23 protein-coding genes and 1 pseudogene are annotated in these 26,558 nt (G+C 72.1%); 8 read left to right on the top strand and 16 right to left on the bottom strand.

Features of this window, described 5'->3' with window-relative positions; genetic code table 11:
* Positions 1 to 4: 4 nt before the first annotated feature.
* From OP04_RS03110 to OP04_RS03095, 4 genes are all read right to left on the bottom strand, one after another.
* Positions 5 to 1,174, bottom strand: coding sequence for a cupin domain-containing protein (locus OP04_RS03110; protein ID WP_051796994.1), 1,170 nt, complete (start codon positions 1,172 to 1,174; stop codon positions 5 to 7).
* Between the two features lie 133 nt (positions 1,175 to 1,307).
* Entirely contained in the window at positions 1,308 to 2,729 is a 1,422-nt protein-coding gene (locus OP04_RS03105; RefSeq protein WP_063746513.1) for a family 43 glycosylhydrolase, read from the bottom strand.
* 8 nt (positions 2,730 to 2,737) lie between these two features.
* Entirely contained in the window at positions 2,738 to 5,221 is a 2,484-nt protein-coding gene (locus OP04_RS03100) for an alpha-L-arabinofuranosidase C-terminal domain-containing protein (RefSeq protein WP_033337786.1), read from the bottom strand.
* A 75-nt stretch (positions 5,222 to 5,296) separates the two neighbouring features.
* Positions 5,297 to 5,965 carry an NUDIX domain-containing protein gene (locus tag OP04_RS03095; protein WP_232323443.1) on the bottom strand — a complete coding sequence of 223 codons (669 nt, stop codon included), beginning with the start codon at positions 5,963 to 5,965 and terminating at the stop codon, positions 5,297 to 5,299.
* Positions 5,966 to 6,011: 46 nt separating this feature from the next.
* Between OP04_RS03095 and OP04_RS03090 the strand changes: the two genes are divergently transcribed.
* Entirely contained in the window at positions 6,012 to 6,767 is a 756-nt protein-coding gene (locus OP04_RS03090) for a DeoR/GlpR family DNA-binding transcription regulator (RefSeq protein ID WP_033337785.1), read from the top strand.
* 786 nt (positions 6,768 to 7,553) lie between these two features.
* Entirely contained in the window at positions 7,554 to 8,732 is a 1,179-nt protein-coding gene (locus OP04_RS03085; RefSeq protein WP_051796993.1) for a glycoside hydrolase 5 family protein, read from the top strand.
* A gap of 7 nt (positions 8,733 to 8,739) precedes the next feature.
* On the opposite strand, the gene OP04_RS03080 is transcribed toward OP04_RS03085, so the two are convergent.
* The 6 genes from OP04_RS03080 to OP04_RS03055 form a co-directional block, all read right to left on the bottom strand.
* Positions 8,740 to 9,549 (bottom strand): rhamnogalacturonan acetylesterase, encoded by an 810-nt coding sequence (locus tag OP04_RS03080; protein WP_033338098.1) that lies wholly within the window; start codon positions 9,547 to 9,549, stop codon positions 8,740 to 8,742.
* 61 nt (positions 9,550 to 9,610) lie between these two features.
* A complete protein-coding gene (locus OP04_RS03075) occupies positions 9,611 to 10,081 on the bottom strand; it encodes a hypothetical protein (protein ID WP_051796992.1) in 471 nt (156 codons plus the stop codon).
* Between the two features lie 23 nt (positions 10,082 to 10,104).
* Positions 10,105 to 11,544 (bottom strand): DUF6745 domain-containing protein, encoded by a 1,440-nt coding sequence (locus tag OP04_RS49080; protein ID WP_051796991.1) that lies wholly within the window; start codon positions 11,542 to 11,544, stop codon positions 10,105 to 10,107.
* A gap of 34 nt (positions 11,545 to 11,578) precedes the next feature.
* Positions 11,579 to 12,169 carry a TetR/AcrR family transcriptional regulator gene (locus tag OP04_RS03065; RefSeq protein WP_033337784.1) on the bottom strand — a complete coding sequence of 197 codons (591 nt, stop codon included), beginning with the start codon at positions 12,167 to 12,169 and terminating at the stop codon, positions 11,579 to 11,581.
* 84 nt (positions 12,170 to 12,253) lie between these two features.
* On the bottom strand, positions 12,254 to 12,535 hold the full coding sequence (locus tag OP04_RS03060; RefSeq protein ID WP_157239168.1) for a hypothetical protein: 282 nt from the start codon (positions 12,533 to 12,535) through the stop codon (positions 12,254 to 12,256).
* 8 nt (positions 12,536 to 12,543) lie between these two features.
* Positions 12,544 to 12,843 (bottom strand): hypothetical protein, encoded by a 300-nt coding sequence (locus tag OP04_RS03055; RefSeq protein ID WP_157239165.1) that lies wholly within the window; start codon positions 12,841 to 12,843, stop codon positions 12,544 to 12,546.
* Between the two features lie 347 nt (positions 12,844 to 13,190).
* Here OP04_RS03055 and OP04_RS03050 point away from each other — a divergent pair, with 347 nt between their 5' ends.
* Both OP04_RS03050 and OP04_RS03045 read left to right on the top strand, forming a co-directional pair.
* The gene (locus OP04_RS03050) at positions 13,191 to 13,907 is read left to right on the top strand and encodes a sugar phosphate isomerase/epimerase family protein (RefSeq protein WP_033337781.1); all 717 of its coding nucleotides are present in this window, start codon (positions 13,191 to 13,193) and stop codon (positions 13,905 to 13,907) included.
* Positions 13,904 to 14,962: a Gfo/Idh/MocA family protein gene (locus OP04_RS03045; RefSeq protein WP_051796990.1), complete on the top strand. Its 1,059-nt coding sequence runs from the start codon at positions 13,904 to 13,906 to the stop codon at positions 14,960 to 14,962. The genes OP04_RS03050 and OP04_RS03045 overlap by 4 nt, the downstream gene beginning before the upstream one ends.
* On the opposite strand, the gene OP04_RS03040 is transcribed toward OP04_RS03045, so the two are convergent.
* Positions 14,935 to 15,774 (bottom strand): helix-turn-helix transcriptional regulator, encoded by an 840-nt coding sequence (locus tag OP04_RS03040; RefSeq protein WP_033337780.1) that lies wholly within the window; start codon positions 15,772 to 15,774, stop codon positions 14,935 to 14,937. The genes OP04_RS03045 and OP04_RS03040 overlap by 28 nt on opposite strands.
* A 115-nt stretch (positions 15,775 to 15,889) precedes the next feature.
* Between OP04_RS03040 and OP04_RS03035 the strand changes: the two genes are divergently transcribed.
* Positions 15,890 to 16,660, top strand: coding sequence for an SDR family NAD(P)-dependent oxidoreductase (locus OP04_RS03035; protein ID WP_033337779.1), 771 nt, complete (start codon positions 15,890 to 15,892; stop codon positions 16,658 to 16,660).
* A 16-nt stretch (positions 16,661 to 16,676) separates the two neighbouring features.
* Here OP04_RS03035 and OP04_RS03030 read toward each other — a convergent pair.
* A pseudogene (locus OP04_RS03030) lies at positions 16,677 to 17,591 on the bottom strand (glycoside hydrolase family 5 protein); the annotation flags it as partial.
* A gap of 243 nt (positions 17,592 to 17,834) precedes the next feature.
* Between OP04_RS03030 and OP04_RS03025 the strand changes: the two are divergent.
* Positions 17,835 to 18,698: a helix-turn-helix domain-containing protein gene (locus tag OP04_RS03025; RefSeq protein ID WP_033337778.1), complete on the top strand. Its 864-nt coding sequence runs from the start codon at positions 17,835 to 17,837 to the stop codon at positions 18,696 to 18,698.
* A 73-nt stretch (positions 18,699 to 18,771) separates the two neighbouring features.
* Here OP04_RS03025 and OP04_RS03020 read toward each other — a convergent pair whose 3' ends face one another.
* The 4 genes from OP04_RS03020 to OP04_RS03005 form a co-directional block, all read right to left on the bottom strand.
* On the bottom strand, positions 18,772 to 19,596 hold the full coding sequence (locus OP04_RS03020) for an enoyl-CoA hydratase/isomerase family protein (protein WP_033337777.1): 825 nt from the start codon (positions 19,594 to 19,596) through the stop codon (positions 18,772 to 18,774).
* 169 nt (positions 19,597 to 19,765) lie between these two features.
* A complete protein-coding gene (locus OP04_RS03015) occupies positions 19,766 to 21,541 on the bottom strand; it encodes an ABC transporter ATP-binding protein (RefSeq protein WP_085066211.1) in 1,776 nt (591 codons plus the stop codon).
* Complete coding sequence (locus tag OP04_RS03010) at positions 21,538 to 23,217, bottom strand: ABC transporter transmembrane domain-containing protein (RefSeq protein WP_085066210.1); 1,680 nt, start codon at positions 23,215 to 23,217, stop codon at positions 21,538 to 21,540. The genes OP04_RS03015 and OP04_RS03010 overlap by 4 nt, the downstream gene beginning before the upstream one ends.
* Positions 23,218 to 23,321: 104 nt before the next feature.
* Positions 23,322 to 24,173, bottom strand: coding sequence for an alpha/beta fold hydrolase (locus OP04_RS03005; RefSeq protein WP_033337775.1), 852 nt, complete (start codon positions 24,171 to 24,173; stop codon positions 23,322 to 23,324).
* Between the two features lie 159 nt (positions 24,174 to 24,332).
* On the opposite strand from OP04_RS03005, the gene OP04_RS49075 reads away from it, so the two are divergent.
* Positions 24,333 to 24,989, top strand: a complete 657-nt coding sequence (locus OP04_RS49075; protein ID WP_051796989.1) for a hypothetical protein — start codon at positions 24,333 to 24,335, stop codon at positions 24,987 to 24,989.
* A 127-nt stretch (positions 24,990 to 25,116) separates the two neighbouring features.
* Entirely contained in the window at positions 25,117 to 26,349 is a 1,233-nt protein-coding gene (locus OP04_RS02990; protein WP_033337774.1) for an acyltransferase family protein, read from the top strand.
* Positions 26,350 to 26,558 lie beyond the last annotated feature (209 nt).

Raw genomic sequence — 26,558 nt, 5'->3', positions numbered from 1 at the left:
GCGATCAGCACCAGGTCAGCGGCGCGTTGTTGCGGGTGACGTTGGTGACGACGTTGTTGGTGCCGGTGCAGGGGGACCAGCGGATGGCGGTGTTGGAGACGGTCAGGTTCTTGAAGGTGATGTTGGAGGACGGGGGGAATTCGGTGCGGGCGGCGATGCGGATCTCGCCGCCGCCGGAGACCGTGCCGGAGGCGTTGGCGATCGTGACGTTGTAGCAGTTCTCGACCAGGATCGAGTTGTTGCCGGTGTTGGCGATGTCGACGCGGTCGATGACGGCGCCGCCGCTCTCGGAGACGCAGAAGACGCCGCGGCCGCCGCCGCGCGCCTTGACCGTACCCACGCGGATGTTCGTCGCATATGAATCGCCGATGCGGCCGTTGCGGTTGGCCATCCGGAACGCGGCGTATCCGGTGCCGGTGCCCGCGTTCTCCGCGTCGACCGTGCCGACGGTCGCGTTGATCGTCTGGTTGAGCAGCAGGCCGGACTCGCCGACGTTGCGGGCCGTGACCGTGCCGATCGTGATGCCGTCGACGCCGTAGGTCTCGACCGCGTGCGACGACGCGCCGGAGACGTAGACGTTGTCGATGCGCACGTTGCGGGTCCACTGCGACGTGTCGCCGCGGTTGTCGATGCGCACGCCCAGACCGGCGGACAGCCGCATGTCGATCTGGCCGAGGATCACGTTGGTGACGTTGCGCATGAAGATCCCGTAGAGCGGCGCGCCGGTCACGGTGAGGTGGGCGACCTCGACCTCGGTGGTGCCGCGCGAGTAGATCGGGGCCTGGTCGCCGCTGCCGGAGCCGGTCACGTTGATCGTGCCGCACACGTCGATGAGCGTGTAGCTGGGCAGCGAGATCCGTGAGCCGGCGCTGATCGTGCCAGAACCACGAACCAGGACATTCTGCTTGGCGGTACGGGACGGGAGCGCGCCGATCGCGGCCTGGACCGCGGCACGCATGTCGGTGCCGGTGTAGACGGTGCTGCCGGCCCGGCCGGCGGTCCAGGTGCTGCCGCTCTGGATGGCCTGGGCCTGGTAGGAGAGCGCGCCGCAGTCGGCGGCGGACGCTTGCGTGAGGCCGATCGCGGCGCCGGCCCCGGCCACCACGAGCGTGGTGGCCGAGACCAGGGCGGTGCGCCAGAGCCGGCGGGACGGACGTGCGGGTGCTGAGGACATCGGATCACTCCAGGAGCCGCTGTGCATCGATGGGAGCCACATTGCATCGATGGAGTTGAATGTCCGATGTTAGCGTGCACGGGGACCGGCCGGAACCGGCCCCCTATGCCGTGCTGCTGAGCAGGAACGGTGGTCAGCTGAGCAGGAACGTAGAGGCGCCGCCGGTGACCAGCGCACCCCGGTCATGGCGGAGATATACGGCCGGGTCTGCGGCGAGTCGCAGAGCGATGCCGCCGGACCGCTTGATCCGCGTGAAGCTGGCCCGGCCAGGATCGGCGGTCCCGGCCGCGACGCGCACGACGCCGTCGACCACGCGCAGGTAGCGGTCGGGGCGGCTGACCGCCTGCACGGACTCGGTGCCCGCGCCGGCCAGGCCGGGCACGAAACGGAACTGGGAGTCCGCCAGCTCGCGCGGCGCGACCGGCACACCGACGGAGCCGTCCGCAGCGTGCCGGACGAATGCCCTCCGGGCGTCGGCCGGCGAGATCCGCACGATCGGCCCACCCTCACCGACCGGGATGCCGAACATCGGCGTGCCGTCCTCGTGCCAGTAGACCTTCTGCACGCGAGTATGCCGATTCGGGTCGTACAGCGGATCGCCCGAAATATCACGATAATACCGGGCGTGGTAGACCAGCACGTCCGTCACACCGTCCTCGGCAACGGTGAAGGAGTTGTGCCCCGGTCCGTACCGCCGCGTCTGCTCGTTGGTCATGAAGACCGGCTGCGGTGACTTCGTCCAGGACGAGTGTTGCAGCAGGTCGGCCGCGTCGGATGCGGTGAGCAGGCCCATCGCGTAGCGGGAATCCGTCGCGCTCGCGGAGAACGTGACGAAGACGCGGCCGTTGCGGATCAGCACCGCCGGCCCCTCGTTGACCTTGAAGCCCTGGATCTCCCAGTCCCGCGTGGGCGTGGCGATCCGGGTGGGCTTGCCGGCGAGCGTCCACGGGTTCGCCATCGGCGCGATGTAGAGGCTGGTGTTGACCGCGATCTCCGGCTCGGACTGCGCCCACAGCAGGTAGCGGCGGCCGCGGTGCGCGAACGTGGTCGCGTCGAGCGTGAACCCCTCCCACTCGGTGATCATCTTGCCGCGCAGCGTCCAGCCGGCCGGGTCGGTCGGGTCGGCGCGCGAGGACTCCAGCACGTAGGTGCGGATCCGGAACACGTCGTCGGAGTCGCCGGCCGCGAAGTAGATGTACCAGCGGTTGTCGATGCGGTGCAGCTCCGGCGCCCAGATGTGCCCGGCCATGGTGCCGGTGGCCGGGCGCCGCCAGACCACGGACTCGGTCGCGGCCGCCAGCCCGGCGATGGTGGTGGCGCCGCGCACGACGATCCGGTCGTACTCCGGGACGGAGCCGGTGAAGTAGTACGTCCCGCCGACCGGCCGGGTGATGAACGGATCGGCCCGTTGCAGGATCAACGGATCATTCGTGGGTACGCCGTAGATCTGCGCGTCCGTGCGGTCGTCCTTCGCGGTGGCGGGCACGGCGGAGACGCCCAGCCCGGCGACCGCGCCGATCCCGAGTCCGCCTCTGATAAGGGTGCGACGATCCATTGTCATCCTCACGTGGTTCGCAGCCGCAGGAAGGTCACCGAGTTCGGCGGAAATGTCCGCGTGAAGTCGGACGAGACGCCGGTGATCGTGCTCGTCACCGGCTGGATCGGTTCGGCGGAACGCGTGTTCTGCTCGGCCGGATCGCCGGTGATCACGGTCATCCGCGCCCGGTCCCTGACCCGCAGCCCGCCCAGGTCGATCCGGGTCACCGCGGCCGAGTCCTGCGCGTTGACCACCTTCACGATCAGCTCCCCGGTGCGGTCGTCGCGGGTCACCACCTGCGCCACCGGCTCCGTGGGGATGTCGTCCGTGAACCCGCCCCACTCCACGCCGTCCAGCAGCAGCTTCACCACGTTGCCGCGGACCTGGATGGTCAGGTCGTAGGTCCGCCCGGTCTCCACCGAGTTCGGCTTCGTGAGCACCTGCTCCTTCGCGCCGCCGACGCCCTTCTCCACCGCGCCCTGGGTGTTGTTCCAGCCGCCCAGGTTCCACCAGTAGAACGCGCCGGTCTCCTTGAGCCCGAACCCGACCAGGAAGCCCTCCGCGCCGGAGATCTTCGTGGCCTTGACCGAGTAGTCGTAGTCCGTGGCCGTGATGTCCGCGCCGCGCACCATGGTGTCCTGCGCCGCCGTGTCCGACTGCACGTACGCGCCGTCCACCACCGACCACGCGCCCCGCCCGGTGAACGGCGACCAGGCGTCCGCACCGCCGGAGAAGTCGTCCGCGAACAACACCTCGCCGGACGGCGTGGTGACCCGCACGTCGTCGTACCGTGCGGCGGTCGCCCAGGTGGAGAGCCCGACCGCGCCGGTGATCGGCTTCGGCGTGACCACCGGGCCGGCCAGCGTGGACGGGACCGTGCGGTCGCCGACGTTGGTCATGAACAGCTTCTGCACCTGGTAGCTGGTCGAGCCCCAGGACTCGTCGTTGTCGAACCAGATGAGGTCCGGCCGCCACTGCACGTGGTCGATGTTGGCCAGCAGCGGCGCGTACGACGCCATCCGCACGATGTCCGCATTGCGCTCCAGGCCGGTCATGTACGCGGCCTCGGACAGCGAGTTGAACAGCTTGTTGTCCAGCGACGCGTACTCACCGAGGAAGACCTTCGGCCCGCTGCGGTCATAACCGTCGTAGCGGTCGTTGTGCGACAGGAACCAGGCCGGGCTGTTGTAGTAGTGCTCGTCGACCATCTCGGTGCCGGCCGCCCTGTTCAGCGCGCTCAGCCGGTCGAACGTGACGCCGGTGTCGTCCGGCCCGGTGTTCCCCACAACGGTGATGTCCGGGTGCGCCGCGTCGATCGCCGCCCGAAATTTCGTGAAATTGGCGAAGTAGGCGTCGGGGAGGTTCTCCTCGTTGCCGACCGCGACGTGCGTCAGGTGGAACGGCTCCGGGTGGCCCATCCGCGCGCGCAGCCCGCCCCACGTCGACGTGACCGGCCCGTTCGCGAACTCGATCAGGTCCAGCGTGTCCTGGATGTGCCGGGCCAGCAGCGCGTCGTCGTTCGTCGCCCGGTTCTGCCCGCAGCCGGTCACCAGCGCGGGCACCACCGGCAGCGGCATCGCGCCGATGTCCTCGGAGAACTGGAAGTACTCGAAGTAGCCCAGCCCGTACGACTGGTTGTAGCCCCAGAAGTTCTTGTTCGTCGCCCGTTCCTCGACCGGCCCGACCGTGTCCTTCCACTGGAACGACCGCGCCCGCTCGTAGTGCGACGCCGCGTCGTACCCATAGTGGCTTCCGGTGTTGACCAGACACCCGCCCGGGAATCGGACGAAGCCCGGGTCGAGCGCCGCCACCTTCTCCGCCAGATCCTTGCGCAGCCCGTTGCGCCGGTTCTTGAACGTCTCCCGCGGGAACAGCGAGATCTCGTCGAGCCGGACCGTGCCGGCACCCCCGGTCCGCACGGTCAGGCGGCCGGCATCGGTGGTCCCGGTCGCCCTGAAACTCCCGGCATATCTCGCCCAGCCGTCGCCCTGTACCGCCAGGACCAACGGCTTCGCCAGGGCCACCCCGGCCGCGTCGTGCAGCGTGACCGTCAGCGGCGTGCTGCCCGCGTCCGTCCGCGCCCAGATCGAGAAGTCGTAGAGCGCACCCGCGGACAGTGCGACCCCGCTGTTGTAGCCCGCGTTCGTCGCCCCCTGCCCGCCGGACAGCTTCAGATACGTCCGGTTGCGGTCGTTGAGGCGCGCGTCGTCGTTGACGGTCGTGCCCGCGCTGGTCCACCCGGTCAGCCCGGTGAACCCGCCGTTGTCGACCGGCAGGAACTCGAACGACCGGTTGCGGACCAGCTCCGCGTAGAGCCCGCCGTCCGCGGCGTAGTTGATGTCCTCGAAGAACACGCCGTACATCGAGTCGGGGATCTCCACCCCGCTCCGGCCGGCGTCCAGCGTGATCGTGTACTGCGGCGCGGCCACGGAGGCGCCGGGCACGGCCAGGAGCGCGGTGCTCAGCAGCAGGGCCGCACCGGTGGCCCTGAGGATGCGTCGTCGGGACATGCATTGACTCCCGGGGTCATGTGAGCGCTAACACGGAGCCCACAGTGTTAACGACACATCTCCATACGTCAACGTCTAGGCGCGCGCCCGAAACACGTGCAAAGCGGCCCATTGCAGCAGCATGACGGTCTTCGCGTCCGCGATCCGGCCATCGTGGATCATCGCCAGTGCGTCCGCGAACGGCAGCTCCACCACCGCGATGTCCTCCCCCTCCTCCGCGAGCCCGCCACCGGCCGTGGTGCGGCTCCCCGGCGTGTACGGCGCCGCGTAGAAGTGCAGCCGCTCCGTCACCGACCCCGGGCTCATGAACACGTCGAACACGTGCGTGAGCTCGCCGAGCGTCACGCCCAGCTCCTCCGCCGCCTCCCGCCGGATCGCCGCCTCCGGCGCGTCGTCGTCCAGCAGGCCGGCCGCGGTCTCCAGCAGCATCCCGTCGGGATGGCCGTTGACGTAGACCGGATAGCGGAACTGCCGCACGAGCAGCACCGTCCCCCTCTCCAGGTCGTAGGGCAGGATCGTCGCGCCGTTGCCCCGGTCGTAGGTCTCGCGCTGCTCCCGCGTCCAGCGCCCGTCCGCGTGCCGGTAGTCGAACGTGGTCCGTCGCAGCACGTGCCACGCGGTCGCGAGCAGCTCCACGTCCCGCACCACCACGCCGGGATTGCCGGTCAGGTCACGGCCGGTCCGGTCCAGCCCGGTGCGGCCGCGCGCATCGGGGACGTCAACGCCAGGAACATGCATGATCATGCAGCCATGTTAGCGTAATCGTGAAAAATCAAGGAGGAACGTGCACATGCTAGCCGCGCAACGCCGCACCCTGCTGCTCGACCGCCTGGCCCGCGACCGCCGCGTGATCGCCAAGGACATCGCCGCCGAGCTGGGCCTCTCCGAGGACTCGATCCGCCGCGACCTGCGCGACCTGGCCGCCGCCGGCCTCTGCCAACGCGTCTACGGCGGCGCGCTCCCCGCCTCCCCCGCGATCGCCGACTACACCGCCCGACAGGCCGTCTCCGTCGACAGCAAGCAGCGGGTCGCGGTCGCGGCGGCCGCGCTGATCACGCCCGGCAGCACCGCGATCCTGGACGGCGGCACCACCGCGCTCGCGGTCGCCCAGGCGCTCCCCGCAACGCTGTCCGCCACCGTGATCACGCACAGCCCCACGGTCGCGGCCGCGCTCGGCACCCACCCGCACGTCGAGATCTACCTGCTCGGCGGGCGCGTGTTCAAGCACTCGATGGTCGCGTGCGGCGCCGCCGCGGTCGAGGCCGCGTCCGCCGTCCACGCCGACGTCTTCCTGCTCGGCGTCACCGGCGTCCACCCCGACGCCGGCCTCACCACCGGCGACCCCGACGAGGCCGCCATGAAACGCGCGCTGGCCCAGCGCGCCGCCGACACCTACGTCCTGGCCAGCGCCGAGAAGATCGGCGCCGCCTCCCGCTTCACCGTCCTCCCCCTCGACGCCGTCGCCGGCATCATCACCGACGCCCCCGCCTCCGACGACACCCTTGACCACCTCACCGCCCGCGGCGTGCCGATCCTCCGAGCCTGAACATCAACCTCAGATGCCGCCTTGTCGTGATTATTCGTGCGTGGAGCGCACCGGCCGGACCGTAAGACCGAAATTCAGAAGATCATTTTCCCGCTTCCGGCGTGGTCCGGCCCGCATGCTCCCGCGGGCAAACCTCGGGGCGGGCAAAGACTTCGCCGGCGCTCCGCTTTCCCCGCCCCGTCGGAGCCGGTTCGCGCGGGCCGACCCAAGGCCACGACTCCCGTCGCCGCTCCCGCGAGGCGGCGCGAGTCGCGATCAGACCGCCCCGGCCTGCCTGGACGTACCGGACTCCGGTACTGCGCCGGGAGTGACACGTCACTGAAGGCTTGAGGACGCCTACCGCCGCCGTAGCGGCCATTCATCGATGCCTGCCGCGGCGCTACCGAGTCCGCCCGAAGGTGCGGGAGGACGCAACATCCTTCGGCTTCGGTCCGCGGTGTGGGCCATTTCCGGTCAGCCTTCGGTGTGTGGGTGAGGCTACGGCGATCGCCGTAGCCTCTATATCCCGATATTTCGGGTGAGAGCGCCGTTGATCGGATCTCCACGCCGGGAGATCAGCAGACCGGCTGCTGCTGCCCGAGACGGGCCGGCTCGAGGCCGCGCCGCCGAGGGCTTCCGGCGCGTGGCACGGCGGGCGTTGACGACGCCACTAAAGCGCTTTAGTGTTCGCGGGCATCGGACGACAGCGAGGGATGAGAGCACGTGAGCTTAGGGCCGCGGTTCGGGGTCAATTACGTACCCTCGGGGGATTGGTTCTATGAGTGGCTGGCGCCGCGGTGGGATGCGGTGCGGCGGGATCTGGACGCGATCGCGGGGCTGGGTCTCGATCATGTGCGGGTGCTGCCGCTCTGGCCGGTGCTGCAGCCGAACCGGACGCTGATCCGGCAGCGGGCGCTGGACGACGTGCGGCGCGTGGTCGAGCTGGCCGGCGAGGCGGGGCTGGACGCGAGCGTGGACGCGTTGCAGGGCCACCTGTCGAGCTTCGACTTCCTGCCGTCGTGGCTGTCGAGCTGGCATCGCGGGAACATGTTCACCGACGGGCCCGCGATCGAGGCGCAGGCGGCGCTGGTCGCGGCGTTGCACACCGCGGTGGCGGACCTGCCGAACTATCTCGGGCTCACGCTGGGCAACGAGGTCAACCAGTTCTCGTCCGCGCCGCACCCGACGCCGATGCCGACCACGCCGTCGCTGGTGAACGTGTGGCTGGACACGCTGCTCGACGCGGTGCCGGCGGACGGGCGCGGGCTGCGGGTGCACGCGGAGTACGACGCGGTCTGGTACCAGGACGGGCATCCGTTCCTGCCGGAGCACGCGAGCCGGTGGGGTGACCTGACCACGATCCACTCCTGGATCTTCAACGGGACCGCGCAGCACTACGGCGCGATGTCGCCGCAGAGCGTCCGGCACGCGGAGTACCTGATCGAGCTGTCCCGGGCGTACGCGGTCGATCCGGCCCGGCCGGTCTGGCTCCAGGAGATCGGCGCGCCGCTGAGCGTGCTCGACGAGGCGGACGCGCCGGAGTTCTGCCGGCGGGCCGTGCTCGCGGCCGCGGACTCGGACGCGTTCTGGGGCGTGACCTGGTGGTGCTCCCACGACGTGCGGCGCGGCCTGAGCGACTTCCCGGACCTGGAGCACTCGCTCGGCCTGTTCGGCGCCGACGGCGCGCTGAAGCCGATCGGCGCCGCGTTCGCCGAGGTCGCGGCCGAGGTCCGGACGCGGTGGCAGACCGCCGCCCCCGCGCCGCGCACCTCCGCCGTGGAGATCCCCGCGAACTCCCTCCGTGCCGCGCTCGCGCCCGGCGGCGCCGTCTTCACGGCCTGGATGGACGCTGCCGCCGCCGGATTCCGCCCCGCGCTGACACGCCAAGGACAGCCGCACGGGTACGCCGACACGCTCCCACCCGCCCCGGCCGGCGTCCCCGGCGTCTACAGCGCGGTCAGCGACCCGGACGCCTTCGACCTGTGACCGGCCGTCAGGCGGGCCACACGATCAACGAATCGGGCAGGCCCGCCGTGGTGAGGCGGCGGAAGGCCGGGGCGGGGAGGATCGGAAGCCCGCGCAGGCCGGTGGCGACGAGGCGCGCGACCTCGATCGCGCCGTGAGCCTGGAAGTGCGTGTTGTCCTCGACCCCGGCCGGATAGTTCGGCGACTCGCCGGCCGTGAGCCACAGGAAGTGGTCCTTGGTGCCCTCGACGCCGAGCGAGTCCCAGAGCGCCAGGCTCAGCGCGGTCAGATCGATCAGCGGCACCGACGTGGCGGCGGCCAGCTCCCGCATGGCGGCGGGATAGGCGCCGTGCGAGACCGTGGCATGCCCTGCGCTGTCGAAACGGCGGCGTTCAACCGGTGTGACCAGCACCGGACGCCCGCCCCTGGCACGTGCACCGTCGACGTACCGGCTCAGGTAGGTCTTGAACGTGGTGGCCGGATCGGTGTGGCGCTCCGGATCGTCCTTCTCGTCGTTGTGACCGAAAGAGATCAGGAAGACGTCGCCGGCGCGCATGGTGGCGAGGATCGCGTCGAGCAGGCCGGCGTCGGCGAAGCTCTTGGAGCTGGCGCCGGACAGCGCCGCGTTCCGCACGGCGACGCCGCCGGCGAGGAAGATCTGCAGCGCCTGCCCCCAGCCCGCGCGCGGTGCGAGGCCGGCGGCATAGGTGCTGGCGGTGGAGTCGCCGGCCACGTGGACGCGTGGCGGCGCGGGCGCGGCGTGCGCGATGGACGAGGTCGCGGCGAGCGCGCCGACGGCGCCGGCGCCGGTGAGCAGCGCGCGGCGGGTGATATGCATGGACACGGGTCACTCCGGGAGCCTGAGGAAGCGGGACCCGATCACCTTACATCGAAGATTGTCAATCACTAACCCAGGAGACGCGGGCCGCCCAGCGATCACGGGCGTCACGGGCGTCACGCTCCGCGCGGGAGACGAAGGTGGGCAGGGCCTCGCGCTTGCGGTTGATCAGATAGGTGCCGCCGCCGACACCGTTCGCGCCGTGCTCGTCCGTGTGGATCAGCTGTGCGCTCTGGCCCTCCGGCACGAACAGGAAGCCGAGCGTCTGACCGGTGGCCGGCGCCCATCGCACACCGGGCGAGTCGAAGCCGCGGTGCAGCCAGTGCGTGTTGCCCGTCGCCTCACCGTGGACGACCTGCACGCCCTCGTCCCCGACCGGCTCCCAGCGTGCGTCGGACGGTGGCGTGCCGGGCAGCACCAGCAGGTCGCCCTGGGCCTGTGGACCGGTCAAGATCGGCACCTCCGTGTCCGCGGCGAGGTGCTCGGGGACGGAGACGCCGGCCAGCGCCAGCGCGGTGCGGTAGGTGTGCATGATCGGTCTCCTCCGGTGCGGTGTCAGGTCCGGCGTTCCAGTTGCCGGTACGTCTCCACGTCACAGCCGTACTGCCAGGCCGCCGCCTCGACCGGGTCGGTGATCGAGGCCGGCACGGTCTCGGCGTGCCGGCGCAGGTGCCCGTCCCGGTCCGGGCTGCCGTTCGTCATGACCAGCACGTGCACGTCGCCGAGGCGTTCCCGGGGGTCGGCGTAGAGCAGCAGCTCGTGCGGCGGGTTCGCCGGGTCCGGCGCGGACGCGGCCAGCCGCCAGCCCGCGCGGCCGATGTAGCGATCCCAGCCGATCCGTTCGATCGCGGCCCGGCGTACCTCCGTGTTGGGGTGCCGGTGAATCTCGTCCACGTCCCAGTCGCGCTCGGTCAGTGAGGCGGGGATCAGCGTGCCGTGCGCGTAGTGGCGGAGGAAGCCGTCCGGCCAGGCGATCGCCGGGCCGTGCAGGTGGTGCAGGCGACGGGCGCGTCCGGCCTGCTCGGTGTGCACGACGACCGGCGGCACGGAGATCACGACGAACGCGGTATGCGGCCACCACCAGGCGGTCCGGTCCGCCTCGTCCGCGGATTCCGGGAGCCACTCGGGCCGGACGGGCAGCGCGTTGATCGGGGCATGGCGCGGCGGTCTCCGTCTGCGCCGTCTGCTCGCCGCGCGCATCGCCCGGCGGTCCGCAGTGGACGGTGCCAGGCGCTCGGTGGTCCGGATCGCCTCGCGGAGGATCGGCGCGGCGACCGGGTCCGGCGTGTCCATGACCGCGCGCCGGGCCGGATCGATCAGCAACGGCATGTCCGGCCACCAGAGCGCGGACAGCGCGGAGAGCAGCGTGCCGGCGACGATCATCGCCGTGATCACCGCGATCGGGAACGCCCATCGCCACCAGACCGGGCCGACCGCAACCGGCGTGGCATCGGCGCCGATCCACGCGCCGGCCAGCACCAGGATCGGCACCTGCACCGGGAACGGGAAGAACGCGGCCATCGCCGCCAGCGGTACGGCGTCGATCGGGGTCCCGGTTCCCCCGTCACGCCTCCAGTCCAGGTCGTGCCGGTGGACGTGCGCCCAGATCAGCCCGCACGCCCAGGAGGCGACGCCGGCCCAGGCGATGCCCAGCCAGGTGTAGTGGAGCGTGGCCGGCGGCATCCGGATGATCAGCAGCTCGCCGCTCTGGAAGAAGATCCGGTCCTGCCCGAAGCCGAGCACGGCCGCGGAGATCACCACGATCAGTCCCCAGGTCAGCGAGAACACGGCGCCGAACAGGGCCGAGTCGGCCGCCCATCGGCGCCACCGGCGCCGGACGGTCCGCGGCTTCGCGTCCCTCTCCTGCAGGTCACGGGCGATCAGCACACCGGCGAGCGGTGAGGACGCCCACACGACGCGGGCGGGCGGCGTCAGTCCGGCATCCCGGTACCGATCCCGGATGCCGTCGATCACCGCCGCGCGCCACGGCTCCATACGTCACAGGATGGCACCGGGCGGCAACCGCGCGTCAGAGCAGCGCGCGCCGCAGCGCCCCGAGCAGCCAGCGCTCCGCGTCCTCCAGGGACCAGCCGTTGTCGCCGGTCAGCGTGAAGTAGGAGGCGTTGCCGAGGTAGTAGAAGAGCACGTCGGTGGCCTCGCGCACGTCCACGCGCAGCGCACCGAGCGTCTCGAGGCGGCGCGCGGCGGAGGTGAGCGCGGCCCGCTGGCTCTCGTGGACCAGGCGCAGGCTCTCGGCCGCGGCCGGCTCGTGCGGCGCGGTGTCCGCGACCACGCGCATCAGGTCGGCCCACTCCGCGAAGGACTCGCGGGTGATGCGCACGGTCAGCCGGAGCACCTCGTCCGGGTCGAGGGTCTCCGCGACCGCGGTGATCGTCGGCGACATCGCGCAGTCCGCGGCGCCGTTGCGGATCACGGTGCGCAGCAGGTCCTGCTTGCCGCCGCCGACCGCGTAGACGGTGGCCGGCGCGACCCGCGCCGACCTCGCGATCTCATTGACGGTCGTCTTCACGTAGCCCTTGGAGACGAAGAGCTCACGCGAGGCCGCGATGATCGCCTGGCGCGTCGCCTCCGCATATTCCGCCCGCCGACTGGTCTGCACCCGATCACGCTAACATCCCATGATCAGAGCGCCACTCTGATGAGTGAAGGCCCGACAAGCCGAAAAATCCTCGCGGGTACGGCGTCAGCCGGCCAGAACGCCGGCGAAGACCAGCCACCCGAGCGGCAGCGCGCCGGCGGCGAACACCACACCCAGCCAGCGGACCGCGGGCAGCAGGCGGAACCAGGCGACGGCCGACCCGACGAGCCCGAGCAGCGCGCCGCCGAGGCTGAGGATCAGCAGCGGCGTGCTGCCGGAGAAGATCGCGACCAGGCCCATGCCCAGCAGCACCATGGTGAGCACGCTGCCGGCCGCCATGATGGCACCGGCGGCGAAGATGCGCAGTCCGAGCGGAAGGTTGTTCATCGCCGGGCTCACGCGGGGAGGAACGCGATGAGCAGGTCCCAGAACAGCGCCACCACGCCGAGCGCGACCGGGACGCCGAGCCAGCGGACCGCGGGCAGCACCCGGTGCCAGACCGCGCCGGACGCGGCCAGCAGCAGGATGCCGGCGCCGAGCAGCACGTTGGCGGTCACGCGGCCACCGTCGAGCCAGAACGAGAGCGCGTTGGCCAGCAGGATCACGGTGATGACGCCGGCGGCCGCGGTGACGGCGACGGCGGTCAGCACGCGCAGGGCCAGCGGGGGCTCGCCGGTCAGCACGCTCGTCCTCATGGACTCTCCTTCAGCGGTCGCCGGTCGTGGTTGGCCGGGAGCTGAAAGGTAGGGCACTGTCGGGCTTCCGTGCAGGATCTTGACAGCGGGCACGTCGTCATGCTTCGGCGCGCTTTACCGTACCCATGCCCGATTTTGACCTTTATGCCTTGAAATATCGGTATAAAGGGTGGAGTCGAGGCGAACCGAAAGGCGGATGCGACGCCACCACGGCCCGAAATTACGCAGCTACAGAGCGTATTTGGATCTTCTTCGACTGTGATCTGGACGCGCCGCGTTGATTCGACAAGACTCGATGCGAGATTTCGACATCCCGTCAAGAACGATCTTGGTAGGGAGAATCGGCCATGACCCTGGCTGTCCAGCTCTTCAGCGTCCGGGACCACCTCACCGACGACCGCCCGGCCACGCTGCGCCTGCTCGCCGACGCCGGCTACGACGCGGTCGAGCCGTTCCGCGTGCACGTCGACCCGCACGGCCTGCGCGCCGACCTCGACGCGGCCGGCCTGACCGTGTGCAGCGCCCACACCGACCTGCTCGGCGACGACGCGGACGCCGCGCTCGCCGCCGCGCCGGTCCTCGGCACGGACACGCTCATCCAGGCCTACCTGCCGCCGGAGCGGTTCGCCACCCGCGAGGCCGTGGCGGACACCGCGCAGCAGCTCAACGCGGCCTCGGTCCGCGCGGCGCAGACCGGCGTGCGGTTCGGCTACCACAACCACCACTGGGAGGTCGGCACGCTGATCGACGGCGTGCCCGCGCTGGAGGTGCTGGCCGACCTGCTCGCGCCGGACGTGCTGCTCGAGGTGGACCTCTACTGGGCCGCGACCGGCGGCGCGGACGTCCCGGCGCTGCTCGGCCGGCTCGGCGACCGGGTACGGTTCCTGCACGTCAAGGACGGCCCGGCCACGGTGGAGGGCCCGATGACCGCGGTCGGCGAGGGTGTGGTCCCGATCGCCGCCTCGCTCGCGGCCGCGCCGGACGCGCAGCGCGTCGTGGAACTGGACCGCTGCGCCACCGACATGCTGACGGCGCTGGCCACGAGCGCGGCGGCGCTGCGATGAGCGGCCCGGTCGGTCTCGCGATCATCGGCTGCGGCACGGTCAGCCACCAATATCTCCGGACGCTCGCCGGTTACCCGGACGACGTGCGCGTGCTCGCCTGCGCGGACCTGGACGCGGCCCGCGCGGCCGAGGTCGCGGAGAAGTACGGCGTCCCGGCCGCGACGGACGTGCCCTCGGCGATCGCGCACCCGGACGTGGAGCTGGTCGTCAACCTGACCGTCCCGGCCGCCCACGACCTGGTCGCGGCGGACGCGATCAACGCGGGCCGGCACGTCTACAACGAGAAGCCGCTGTCGCTGGACCGCACCTCCGGTGCCCGGATGCTCGCGGCCGCGGCCACGGCCGGCGTGCGCGTCGGCGGCGCGCCCGACACGTTCCTGGCCCCGGGCATGGCGACCGCGCTGCGCCTCGCCGCGGACGGCGGCATCGGCACGCCGCAGAGCGCACTGCTGATCATGCAGAGCCCGGGGCCGGAGTCCTGGCACCCCTCCCCCGAGTTCCTCTACCAGCACGGCGCCGGCCCGCTGTTCGACATCGGGCCGTACTACCTGACCGCGCTCACGGCCGCGTTCGGCCCGGCCCGGCGCGTGGTCGCGCAGGGGCGGCGGGCGTTCGCGAGCAGGACCATCGGCAGCGGCCCGAAGGCCGGCACCGCGTTCGACGTCGAGGTGCCCACGCACGTGACCGCGCTGATCGAGTTCACGGACGGGCCGGTGGCGACGCTGGTGATGAGCTTCGACTCGCCGCTCGCCCGGACCGGCCTGCTGGAGCTCACCGGCACCGAGGCCACGCTCGCGCTCCCGGACCCGAACGCGCACCGCGCCAACGGCCGGATCCTGCGCCGCGGCGCGCAGGAGTGGGCCGAGCTGCCCGCGGAGCACGACGATCCGCACGTCGGACGCGGATTCGGCGTCACCGAGATGGCACGCGCGATCCGGGCCGGCGTGCCGCACGCGGCCTCCGGCGAGCGGGCGCTGCACGTGCTGGACCTGATGCTGTCGATCCAGGAGTCGGTCGACAACGGCGGCTACGTGGAGGTGGGCAGCAGCTTCTGAGCGCTCAGCGCGCCGAGCAGGGCCAGTTTCTCCTCGTTCTCCGTCCCGGCGTCCGGGTGGTAGACCACGAGCATGATGCCGTCCGTGCCGCTGACGTGCAGCTTCTCCCGGTTCAGCGTGATCTCGCCGACCTGCGGGTGGACGAACGGCATGACCGCGCCGGTCCGGGGGCGCACGTCGTGCCGCGCCCACAACCGCCGGAACAGCGGGCTGGCCAGCGACATCTCGCCGACCAGCTCGATGAACCGGGGGTCGTCCGTGTCCGCGCCGATCGCCTCCCGCAGGTGCGCGACCATGGTCACCGCGGCCTGCTCCCAGTACGGCAGCAGCGTCTGCTCCGCCGGGTCGAGCAACACGTCCCGCACCCGGTTCGCGCCCGGGACCAGCCGGGGTGACAGCGCGGTCGCGAGCGGATTCACGGCCAGCACGTCCATGCAGCGGCCCTCCACGAACGCGGGCAGCGGCAGCATCGCGACCAGCTTCGCCGTGCTCGGCGGCACCGTCTCCACCCGGCGGCGCCTGGCCCGGCGCGGCTTGTCCGCACCCAGCCCGAGCAGGTAGGCGCGCGAGTCCTCGTCCAGCCGCAGCACCCGGGCCAGCGACTCCAGGACCTGCACGGACGGGTGCCGGTCCCGGCCGCGCTCCAGGCGCAGGTAGTAGTCCGCGCTGATCCCGGCCAGCATCGCCACCTCCTCGCGGCGCAGGCCCGGCACCCGCCGGACGCCCAGCACCGGGATGCCGGCCTCCTCCGGGGTGACGAGCTCGCGACGGGCCCGGAGAAACGCGCCCAGCAGGTTCGGCTCATCGGTCATGCTCCGAGCGTAGGCCGCGTACCGCCGGGTTGAGGGGGTCCTGTCAGGGCTCTGGCTGGGCTGCGGTGTGCGACGGATCGTGGGTCCTGTCCATGTACCTGACCAAGGAGTCAGCATGTCCACTGCACTTGTCACCGGCGCGTCCTCCGGCATCGGCCGCGCGTTCGCGGAGCGCCTGGCCGCGGACGGTCACGACCTGATCGTGGTCGGCCGCCGCAAGGATCGGCTGGAGGAGCTCGCATCGACACTCACCACGGTCCGGGTCGAGGTCGTCGTGGCGGATCTGGCCTCGGACGAGGGCATCGGCGCGGTCGCCGCGCTGGCCGCGGACCGGCCGCTGAGCCTGCTGGTCAACAACGCGGGCGTCTCGCACTACGGCCCGATGGCGGAGCTGCCGGTCGCGCACGCCCGCGAACTGGTCGGCGTCAAGGTCGTCGCGCCCACCATGCTGACCCGCGCGGCGCTGCCCGGCATGCTGGCCCGCGGCGCCGGCACGATCATCACCGTGGCCGGGATGCTCGCGTTCGGCGGCCCCGCGCCGTCCGGGCAGCTGGCCCGCGCGATCTACACCGGCACGCTCGCCCACCTGGTCGCCTGGACGCAGACGCTGCACGGCGAGCTGGCCGGCACCGGCGTCGGCGCGCACGTGGTCTGCCCCGGCATCGTCGCCACCGAGTTCCACTCCGTGCAGGGCATGGACCTGTCCGCGGTGCCGCGCATGTCCGCGGAGGACGTGGTCACGGCCGCGCTGGCCGGCGTCGCGCTCGGCGAGGTCGTCACCGCGCCCGGCCTGGAGGACCCGTCGCTGCTGGACGCGGTCTTCCAGGCCGACCTGGCCGCGTTCGGCGCGCAGACGCCACGGCTGGCGTCGCGCTACCGGTCCTGAATCCGGTCCCGGATCGCTATCGGGCCTGAATCCGGTCGCGAATCCAGTGGCCGGCCTCCTTGAGGCTGCCGTAGGTCCCGGCCTCGCAGGCGCCCTCGGTGAAGACCGCGCCGGAGCGCAGGTCGTCGGAGTAGTTCCAGTTCACCCAGCTGATGCCTGATCCGGCGAGCAGGTCGAGGTAGCGCTGGGCCGTGGTGAAGTCGTTCGGCCCGTCACCCGTGTACTCCTGCGTGCCGAACTCGGTGACGAAGATCGGCAGTTTCCCGGCCGCGTCGCGGAGCGTGTCCAGGTACCAGTCGCCGTGCGAGGCCGCGTAGAAGTGGAACGTATACATGACGTTGCCCGCGGTGACCGGATTCGCCAGGATCCGCGCGACGCCCTCGCCGTCGCCGGACGCGCCGAGCGAGGACCAGTCCTCCGTGCCGACCAGCACGACGCCGTCCGGGTCCTGCGCGCGGATCACCGGGATGACCTGATCGGCATAGGACTTGATCGTGTTCCAGTGCACGCCGCTGGGCTCGTTCGCGATCTCGTACAGCACGTTCGGCTTGTCCCGGTGCCGCGCCGCGACCTCGGCGAAGAACGTGCGGGCCCGGTCGAGGTTCGCGTTCGGGTCGCCCGGGTCGAGCATGTGCCAGTCGACGATCGCGTACAGCCCGCGCGCGGACGCCTGCTCCACGATCTCGTTGACGCGTGCGGTGAACCCGGCCGGATCGGTCTCGTAGCCGCCCTCCTGCACATACATCGAGATGCGCAGCACGTCGGCCGACCACTCGTCCGCCAGCACGTCCAGCGAGCCGCCGGTCACGCAATCGGAGTACCACTGCAGGCCGTGCGTGCTCATGCCACGCAGCTGCACCGGAGTTCCGGCGCTGTTGCACAGCTTCGTCCCGCACACGCCGAGCTGCCCGTTCCGTCCGACCGGCGTGGCCGCGGCGGCCGACGCCGGCCCGTTTCCCATCGCGAGTGTCACGGCAGCGGCAACGAGCGCGGCGGCGAGAAGACGCGGGCGCATGAGACGTCCTTCACACATCGACATCACGAACCCTTACCGCAAATTCAAGAACTTAAACCAATCAATATCTATCTTCCCGCTTCCGGCCTGGTCCGGCAGCGTCGCTCCCGCGGGCACCGGTCCCGTCGTGGTCCGGCACACCCCCGTACCGTGGAATGCGTGAACAGCGAGACGAACCGGGCCGACGTGCGTGACTTCCTCGCCGGCCGCCGGGCCCGGCTCACCCCCGCCGACGTGGGGCTGCCCACGGCCGGCCGGCGCCGCGTGCCGGGCCTGCGGCGGGAGGAGGTCGCCACGCTGGCCGGGGTGAGCACGGAGTGGTACACCCGGCTGGAGAAGGGGCACATCACCGGCATCTCCACCGAGGTGCTCGACGGCGTCGCCCGCGCGCTGCGCCTCGGCCACGAGGAGCGGGAGTACCTGAACGAGCTGGCCAGGGCCGCGCGTCCGGGCCCGGCCCGCAGCCGCCGGCCCGCGGTGGCGCTGGAGCCGCGCGTGCAGTGGATGCTCGACGCGATGACGCTGGCGCCCGCGTTCGTCACCAACGGCCGCTGGGACGTGCTGGCCAGCAACGCGCTCGCCCGCGCGCTCTACGCACCGCTGCTGGACAGCGACGTCGCGCGCGGCGCGCAGGACATCAACGTGGCCCGCTACCACTTCCTCGACCCGGGCGCGCGCGGGTTCTTCGCGGACTGGGACTACACCACCGCGACCGTCGTCGCGCTGCTGCGCACCGAGGCCGGCCGCTACCCGCACGACCGGGACCTGCGCGAACTCGTGGACGAGCTGTCCGCGGCCAGCCCCGAGTTCCGCACCAGGTGGGCGGCCCACGACGTCCTGATCGCCAACAGCGGCCGGAAGACGTTCTGCCATCCGGCCGCCGGGCCGATCGCGCTGTCGTACTACACGGTGGAGCTGCCGGTCACGGCCGGGGACGGGCCGCTGATGACGGTCTACAGCGCCGAGCCGGGATCCGTCGCCGAGCAGCGGCTGCGGAGTCTCACGGCGCGGGTCGGCCCCTGACGCCTGCGATCACCGGCCGGCCCGCTGGTTCGCCGCCCCGATAACCAGGGCCGCTGCTTCGCCACGCCGAGGGCTAGGACCGCTGGTTCGCCACGCCGAGGTAGTGGCCCAGGCGGCGCTCGACCTCGGCGACGCCGGCCTCGGCGAACAGCTCACCGAAGACCGCGCCCCGGGCCTGGAAGCCCGGCCAGGAGACCGCGCCGGTGAACTCGGCCCAGGACCTGCGCACGTCCGCCCCCGGCGGCAGCGTGGCGCGGCCGACCTGCGCCTTGACGCCCACGACGGACTGCTGGTCGAAGAGCGCGATGCGGGCGGCCACCGCGTCGACGAACGCGTCCAGCTCGGCGTCCGGAAGTGTGCGGGTGACCCAGCCGTACTGCTCCGCGCGGACCGCGTCGTAGTCCTCGCTGGTCAGGAGCACCTCGAGGGCACGGTCGCGGCCGACGAGCCGGGGCAGCCGGTCCCCGCCACCGCCGCCGGGCACCAGCCCGGTGGCCACCTCCGGCTGGCAGAAGAACGCCTCCTCCCGGCTGGCGTACCGCAGGTCGAACGCGAGCGCGAGCTCGGCGCCCCCGCCCCGGGTCCGCCCCCGGATCGACGCGATGCTGACGAACGGCGCCGCCGCCAGCCGCTCCCCGAGCCCGACGAACGTCGCCGTCCCGTCCTCGTCCGCGAGCGCCAGCAGCTCGCCGAACTGGGCCAGGTCGGCGTGGTTGTAGAAGTACCCCGGCGTCCCGCTGTCGAAGATCACCACCCGCACCCGCGCGTCCCGGCTCAGCGCGTCGACGACCGCGGACAGCTCCGCGACGGTGTCCGCCCCGACCACGTTGACGTCCCCGTTGGTGAACGTGACCCGGCGGATCGCCGGCGTCACCTGCTGAAGCGCGAACTGTGCCATGTCGTTTCCCACTGTTCCTCGAAGGCCGCCGGGAGCCACCTGCATCGTCCGGCAGCCACCATGCAACCCGCCGCCGCGGCCCCGATCCAGCTCGCGTCTATCGGGGGTAGAGGCACTACCTGGCTTCCCTCGTCACGCCAGCCGGCCGAGCGCGGACCGGATCCGAAGGCTAGGTGGCCGAGGGGGCCTGCTGGGTGGCGTCGCCGTGCCAGGAGTGCCAGAGCGACGCGTACGGGCCGTCGGCGGACAGCAGCGCGTCGTGGGTGCCGAGTTCGATGATGCGGCCGTCGTGCATGACGGCTACCCGGTCGGCATCGTGGGCGGTCTGGAGGCGGTGGGCGATGGCGATGACGGTGCGTTCGTGGAGGACGGCGGCCAGCGCGCGCTCGGCGGTGCGGGCCGCGGTGGGGTCGAGGAGCGCGGTGGCCTCGTCGAGGATGACGGTGTGCGGGTCGGCCAGCAGGACGCGGGCCAGCGCGAGCTGCTGGGCCTGGGCGCCGTCGAGCGGGTCGGCGGCGAGGTCCCGGCCGAGGTCGGAGGCCCAGTCCGCGCCGACGGTACGCAGCGCGCGGTGCAGATCCTCGTCGGGCGCCGGGGACATCAGGTTCGCGCGGAGCGTGTCGCGGAAGACGTGGTGCTCCTGGGTGACCAGCACGACCTGACGGCGCAGCCGGTCCGGCGGGAGGTCGGCGATCGGGACGCCGCCGACCGTGACCGTGCCGGCCGTGGGGCGGTCGACGCCGGCGATCAGGCGGCCGAGCGTGGACTTGCCGGCACCGGAGAGACCGACCACGGCCAGGCGTTCGCCGGGGCGGACCGTCAGGTCGACGTCGTGCAGCACGTCGGGGCCGGCGCCGTAGGAGTACCTGACGCCGCACACCTCGATCCGGTCGCTGTCCGGGACGCCGACCGGCGCGGACACCGGCACCGGGATCGTGGCGACGCCCTCGATGCGGGCGAACGCGGCGCCGCTGCTCTGCATCTGCTCGATGTAGATCATGATGGCGTCCAGCGGGCCGACCAGCTGCCGCAGGTAGAGCACGGCCGCGGCCACCGTACCGAGGCTGACCAGGTCGTTCGTGTAGAGCAGGCCGCCGAGCAGCAGCACCAGCACGCCGGGGATCGCGTAGATCGTCTCGACGCCGGGGAAGAAGCGGCTGCGCAGCGCCAGCGAGGCCAGCCGGGTACGCCGGGTCTCCGTGATCGCGTCGTGGCCGGCGTCCAGGCGCTGCCGGTGCAGGCCGAGCGCCTCGATCGTGCGCGCGCCCGCGGTGGTGGCGGCCAGTTCCTCGGCCAGACGTGAGTTCGCCGCACCCTCGGTGAGGTAGACGGTCCGGGCACGGCGCAGGTACCAGCGGGTGAGGAACCAGACGCCGGACAGGCTGAGCACGCCGCCGATGCCGAGCACCGGGTCGAGCACGACCACCGCGCCCACGATGAACAGCATCTGCACGAAGCCGATGAAGACGCCGGGCAGCACGTCGCGCAGCGTGATGGCGACCTGGTCCACGTCGGTGGTGCCGCGCGCGACCAGATCTCCGGTGGGCACGCGTTCTGCGACGGCGGCGGGCAGCGCGAGCACGCGGCGCACGAACGTCTCGCGGATGCGGGCCGCGGCGCGCTCGCCGAACCGGTAGGCGACGCCGAGCGCGTAGCGGGACAGCACGGTCTGCGCGACCGCGCAGCCGAGCACGGCGAGCGCGAGACCGTCCACCGCGGACACGCCGCCGCCGGTCGCGACCGTGTCGATGACGCGGCCGAGCAGGTAGGGCGCGCCGAGGGCGGCGAGCGCGGCCAGCGAGCCGAGCGTGAGCATCCCGGCGACGGTCCACCGGTCGGCCGCGATCAGGCGCCCGGCCGCGCGCAGCACCTCCCCCGGACTCGCGATCATGCCGCCGCTCGTGCCGGCCACCCGATTGGTCCCACCGGCGCTCCGCGTGCTCATGCCGTCTCCCCGAACGATCGCGCCGGCTCCTCGGACCGAGGCGATCTCGCCGGCCCGTCGCACGACGATCCCGCCGGTTCCCCCGACGACGCCGAGGACTCACCGAACGCGCGCGTCACCAGCGCCCGATACCCCGCCGAGTCCGCCAGCAGCGACCGATGCGTTCCGGTCGCCGCCACCCGCCCGTCGACCAGGTAGTACACCGTGTCCGCCCGGTCCAGCAGCACCGGTGACGTGGTCGCGACCACCGTCCCCCGCCCGTCCCGCGCCGCCGCCAGCCGCTCCGCGATCGCCGCCTCCGTATGCGCGTCCACCGCCGACGTCGGCTCCACCGCGAGCAGCCACTCCGGATCCGCGTGCACCGCCCGCGCCAGCCGCACCCGCTGCCGCTGACCGCCGGACAGGTTCCGCCCGCCCCGGTCGACCGGCCGGTCCAGATCGTCGCCGACGTCGTGCGCGACCGCGGTGGCCAGCGCCTCCCGCACCCGCCCGTCGTCCACCGGATCGGACCGTCCCGCCACCACGGCCCGCAGCGGCCCCGCGAACAGGTCGGCGTCGTTGTCCGCCACCAGGATCCGCTCCCGGACCGCGTTGCGGTCCACCTCGGACAGTGACAGGCCACCCCAGGTCACATCGGACGGCGTGTACCGGCCGAGCCGGTCGATGATCGCGGCCGAGGACGCGGGACGGGCCCCGGCGAGCGCGGTCAGCCTGCCCGGCTCCACGGTCACCCCGGAGGCGGGATCGTGCAGCCCCGCCGGGCCGGGCGGCGCGGGCACCCCCGCCGGATCCTCCACCGGCAGGCTGAGGAACGTGATCACCCGCCGCGCCGCCACCACGCCGTGCGTCAGGTCGCGGGCGGAGAAGATCAGCACGTCGACCGGGATGACCAGCATCGCCGTGTAGCCGTAGACCGCGATCAGCTGGCCCGCGGTCAGGTCGCCGGCGACCGCGATCCGGGCCGCCGGCCAGATCACCACCGCGAGGAACACGATCGGCAGGCCGCCGCCGAGCGCGCCGATCCAGCTCGACGGGCCGCCGACCCGGTAACCCTGCGCGCGCAGGAGCGCGGACTCCTCCTCGTACCCCCGCTGATGTTGCTCTTTGCCCCCGAGACCGTTGAGGACGCGCAGGCCGCCGACGAGGTCGGTCAGGCGGGAGTTCAGCGCGCCCTGCCGCTCGCGGTAGCGGGAACCGGCATCGCGGGTGCGGGTGAGCAGCGGCGCGATCAGCAGGGCCAGCGCGGGCACGCCGGCCAGCACGACGGCGGCCAGCAGCGGCGAGATGCCGAACAGCAGCACCGCGATCACGCCGCAGGCCACGGTGGCCGCCACGCCGACACCGCCGACGTTGAGCGCGCGGCCGATCGTCCACACGTCGGAGATGCCGATCGTGACGACCTCGCCGGCGGAGATCCGGCGGGGCAGCGCGGCGCCGAGCCGGGTCGCGTGCGTCATCACCAGGTCCGCCGTCTGCAGTGCCGCGGCCATCCGCATCTTGGTCATGCTGCGGTGGCGCATGATCCCGAGCACGGCGCTGGCGATGCCGAGGAGCAGCAGCAACCCGGCCCAGAGGAGCAGTGCGCCCGGCCGGCGCGGCGCGAGGCCGCGGTCGATCGCCTGGGAGATGAGGTACGGCGTGAGGGCCAGGCTCAGGAACCACGCGGACCCGAACATCGCGCCGAGCGCGACCCGGCCCTTCAGCCGCCGTGCCAGCCACCAGAGGTATCGCCAGGGTCCGCGGGTCTCCACTCACGGCATCCTCGCGTACCGATGGTGCTCTATTCCACCGAAATGAGCCAGGTCACTGCCTCGGTGAACGCGTCCGGCTCCTCGGTCTGCCCGAAGTGGCCGCTCTCCTCCAGCATCACCAGGCGTGACCCGGGAATCCCGTTGTGCAGCATGGCACCCCACACCGGTCCGCAGATGAAATCATGACGACCACAGACGATGACGGTACGGACGGTGAGGTCCCCCAGCTCTGCCCGGTAGTCGAACGGTTCGCCGTCGTGGTGCACCCGCCAGGCGCGCACGCCCTCGCGCAGCGCCGCGTACTCCGCGTGCCGCTCACCCCAGTAGTCCGCGAAGTAGAGCGGCATCAGCCCGCGCAGCGCGTCCGTGTGCTCCTCGTCCGTGGCCGAGTCGAACGTGAGCCAGGGCAGCACGTCCGCCGCCTCCGGGTGGTCCGGGTGCCGGTCCGGGAACGACGCCGCGTTCGACCGCATCGACGCCCAGAACTCCTCGTCCGTGGTCGGCGACGTGCTGTAGAGCGCCAGGCCGGCGACGCGATCCGGGTGGTCCAGCGCGTACCGCAGCGCCACGAAGCCGCCGTGCGAGTGGCCGAGCAGGTGCACGCGCGGCACGCCGAGGTGGTCGATCACGGCGCCGAGGAAGCGCGCGTAGGTGCCGACATAGCTCGCGTCCTCCGGGAACGGCTGCGAGTCTCCCGTGCCGACCGGCTCCAGGTAGACCACGGTGAAGCGCTTCTCCAGGTCCGCGGAGCGCAGGTAGCCGTGGTCGATGCCGGGGCCGCCCGCGTGCGCGACGAGCACGGGCCCGTCACCGGCGACGTGGTAGACCTGCCGGCTGCCGTCCACGGTCAGGCTGTGCGTGCCCGGGGTGAGGGTGTCCATGCGCGGAAACCCTACCGAGCCGCTCGCACAGACCTCCGGGAGTACGGGTTTGCTCCTGTTTTGCAGCTCGGTGACAGGCTCCGCACAGGTTGGGGCCGCAACCTCGAAGTCAGCCCGGCCGGTGCGGTGCCGGCCCTGTGCAGAGGAAAGCAGGCACCTGTGAAGCTCAAGAAGATCGGCCTCGTCGCCGCCACGACCGTCGCGGCCGGCCTGCTGGTGTTCGGCGGGTCCACGCTCGCCAGCGCGGCGACGCCCACGCCGGCACCGTCCTCGTCCTCATCGGCGGCGCCGGGGCCGGGCGGCGGTGAGCGCGGGCACGGCCCGAAGGGCACGGAGGTGACCGGCGACGAGGCCACGAAGGTCGGCGCGGCGGTCACGTCCGCGGATTCGGCGGTCACCGTCGAGCGCGTGTTCAAGGCGACGGACGGGACCTACCGGGTGCTCGGCACGAAGGACGGCAAGCGGGTCGGGTTCCACGTCTCGGCGGACCTCGCCACGGTCAGCGAGGGCAAGGGCCGGGGCGAGCGCGGGCCGAAGGGCACCGAGGTCACCGGCGACGAGGCCACGAAGGTCGGCGCGGCCGTGACGGCCAAGGATTCCGCGGTCACGGTCGAGCGCGTGTTCAAGGCGACGGACGGGACCTATCGGGTGCTCGGCACGAAGGACGGCAAGCGGGTCGGGTTCGAGGTCTCCGCCGACCTGGCCACGGTCACCCAGCGGGCGGCCCGGCCGGGCGGCGGTGGCAAGGACGGCGGCCGGGGCGGTCACGGCGGCGAGCGGCCGAGCACCGCCCCCGGCGACTCTGCCGGAGACTGAGCGCTTCCGCCGTCACGTCCTGATGCTCCCCGCCGCGGGGTGGCCGGCCGTCGCGCCGGCCACCCCGCGACACACCTGCGACATCGCCCCCACGCTCCCGGGACGCGACGCGTGAAGCGTCACGGGCATGCGTCACATCCCCTCGCTGGACGGACTGCGCGGCCTGGCCGTCGCCGGCGTGCTGCTCTTCCACACGGGTCACCTGCCCGGCGGCTTCCTCGGCGTGGACCTCTTCTTCGTCCTCTCCGGCTACCTGATCACGGCGCTGTTGCTGCGCGGCCCCGGCTCGCTGACCGCGTTCTGGGCCCGGCGGGTCCGGCGCCTGTTCCCCGCGCTCGCGGTCCTGCTCGCGGCCGTCACGCTGCTGGTCACGGCGTTCGGCGCCCCCGGCCTGCTGCGTTCCACGCTCTCCGACGGCCCCTGGGTGCAGGCGAACCTGGCCAACTGGCACCTGCTCGCGGAATCCGCCGGATACTGGGACCGCTTCGGCGAGGCCCGCGTCTTCGCCCATCTGTGGAGCATCGCGGTCGAGGAACAGTTCTACCTGCTCTGGCCCTTGATCGTGCTGGCCGCGGGCCCGCGCCGGACCTGGATCGCCGCGGCTTGCGGTGCGGTCGCGTCACTGACCCTCATGATCATCATGCTGGACCCGTCCGACCCGAGCCGCGTCTACACCGGCACGGACACACGCGCGTTCTCCCTGCTCCTGGGCGCGCTGGCCGCCGCACTGCCCCATCCGGCGAGGCTGCGCGCGCGAGTCGCCGGGCCGGCGATCGCTCTGCCCGCGCCATCGGCCGGGCCAACGCACGCGCCGGCGGCCGAGCCGCACGCACCTTGGGCCAGGCTGGCGAACGCGTCTCACGCACGATGGGCCGGCACGGTGGCCACGCTGCTCACGGCCGGAATCGGGGCGTCCTGGGTGCTGGCGGACGACACCGGAACACCGTGGCTGTTCACCGGCGGGTTGTTCCTGCACGCACTGGCCTCCGCGGCGCTGATCCGGCTCTGCGCACACGTGCCGGGCACCGTGGTCGCGCGAGCACTGTCATGGCGGCCGTTGCGATGGCTGGGCGGCATCTCCTACAGCCTCTACCTGTGGCATTGGCCGGTGATCGTGCTGCTGTCACCGAAGTCGACCGGCCTGAGCGGGTGGACGTGGACCGCGGTGGTCCTGGCCGTCTCCGTGAGCACGGCGATCCTGTCGAAACGGCTGGTCGAGGACCCGATCCGGTTCCGGGCGAACTGGGCGCGAGGCCGCGTCGGCACAGTCGTCTTCGCGGGCGCGACGGCCGTGCTGGCAGCGTTGTGGCTGATCATCCCGGGTCCCGCACCGATCTGGATCGACGTGGACAACCTGTGACAGTCCACGGGTTTGCCGGACCACGGCGAAACCGGCTCCTCGCGTCGTGCGGAGCGCCAGCGGAGCCCGACGCGAGGTTTGCCCGCGGGAGCAACGCTGCCGGACCACGCCGGAAGCGGGAAATGCATAAGATCTTGATCTTTACTGAGCTGCCGACGGGCAGATTGACCCTCGCGATCGCTCCAACCACTATTTCCCGAAATTTCGGG

This window comes from Catenuloplanes japonicus (assembly GCF_000717135.1).
In the GTDB taxonomy this organism is placed as follows: domain Bacteria; phylum Actinomycetota; class Actinomycetes; order Mycobacteriales; family Micromonosporaceae; genus Catenuloplanes; species Catenuloplanes japonicus.
This window is presented reverse-complemented; position numbering and strand designations above follow the sequence as displayed.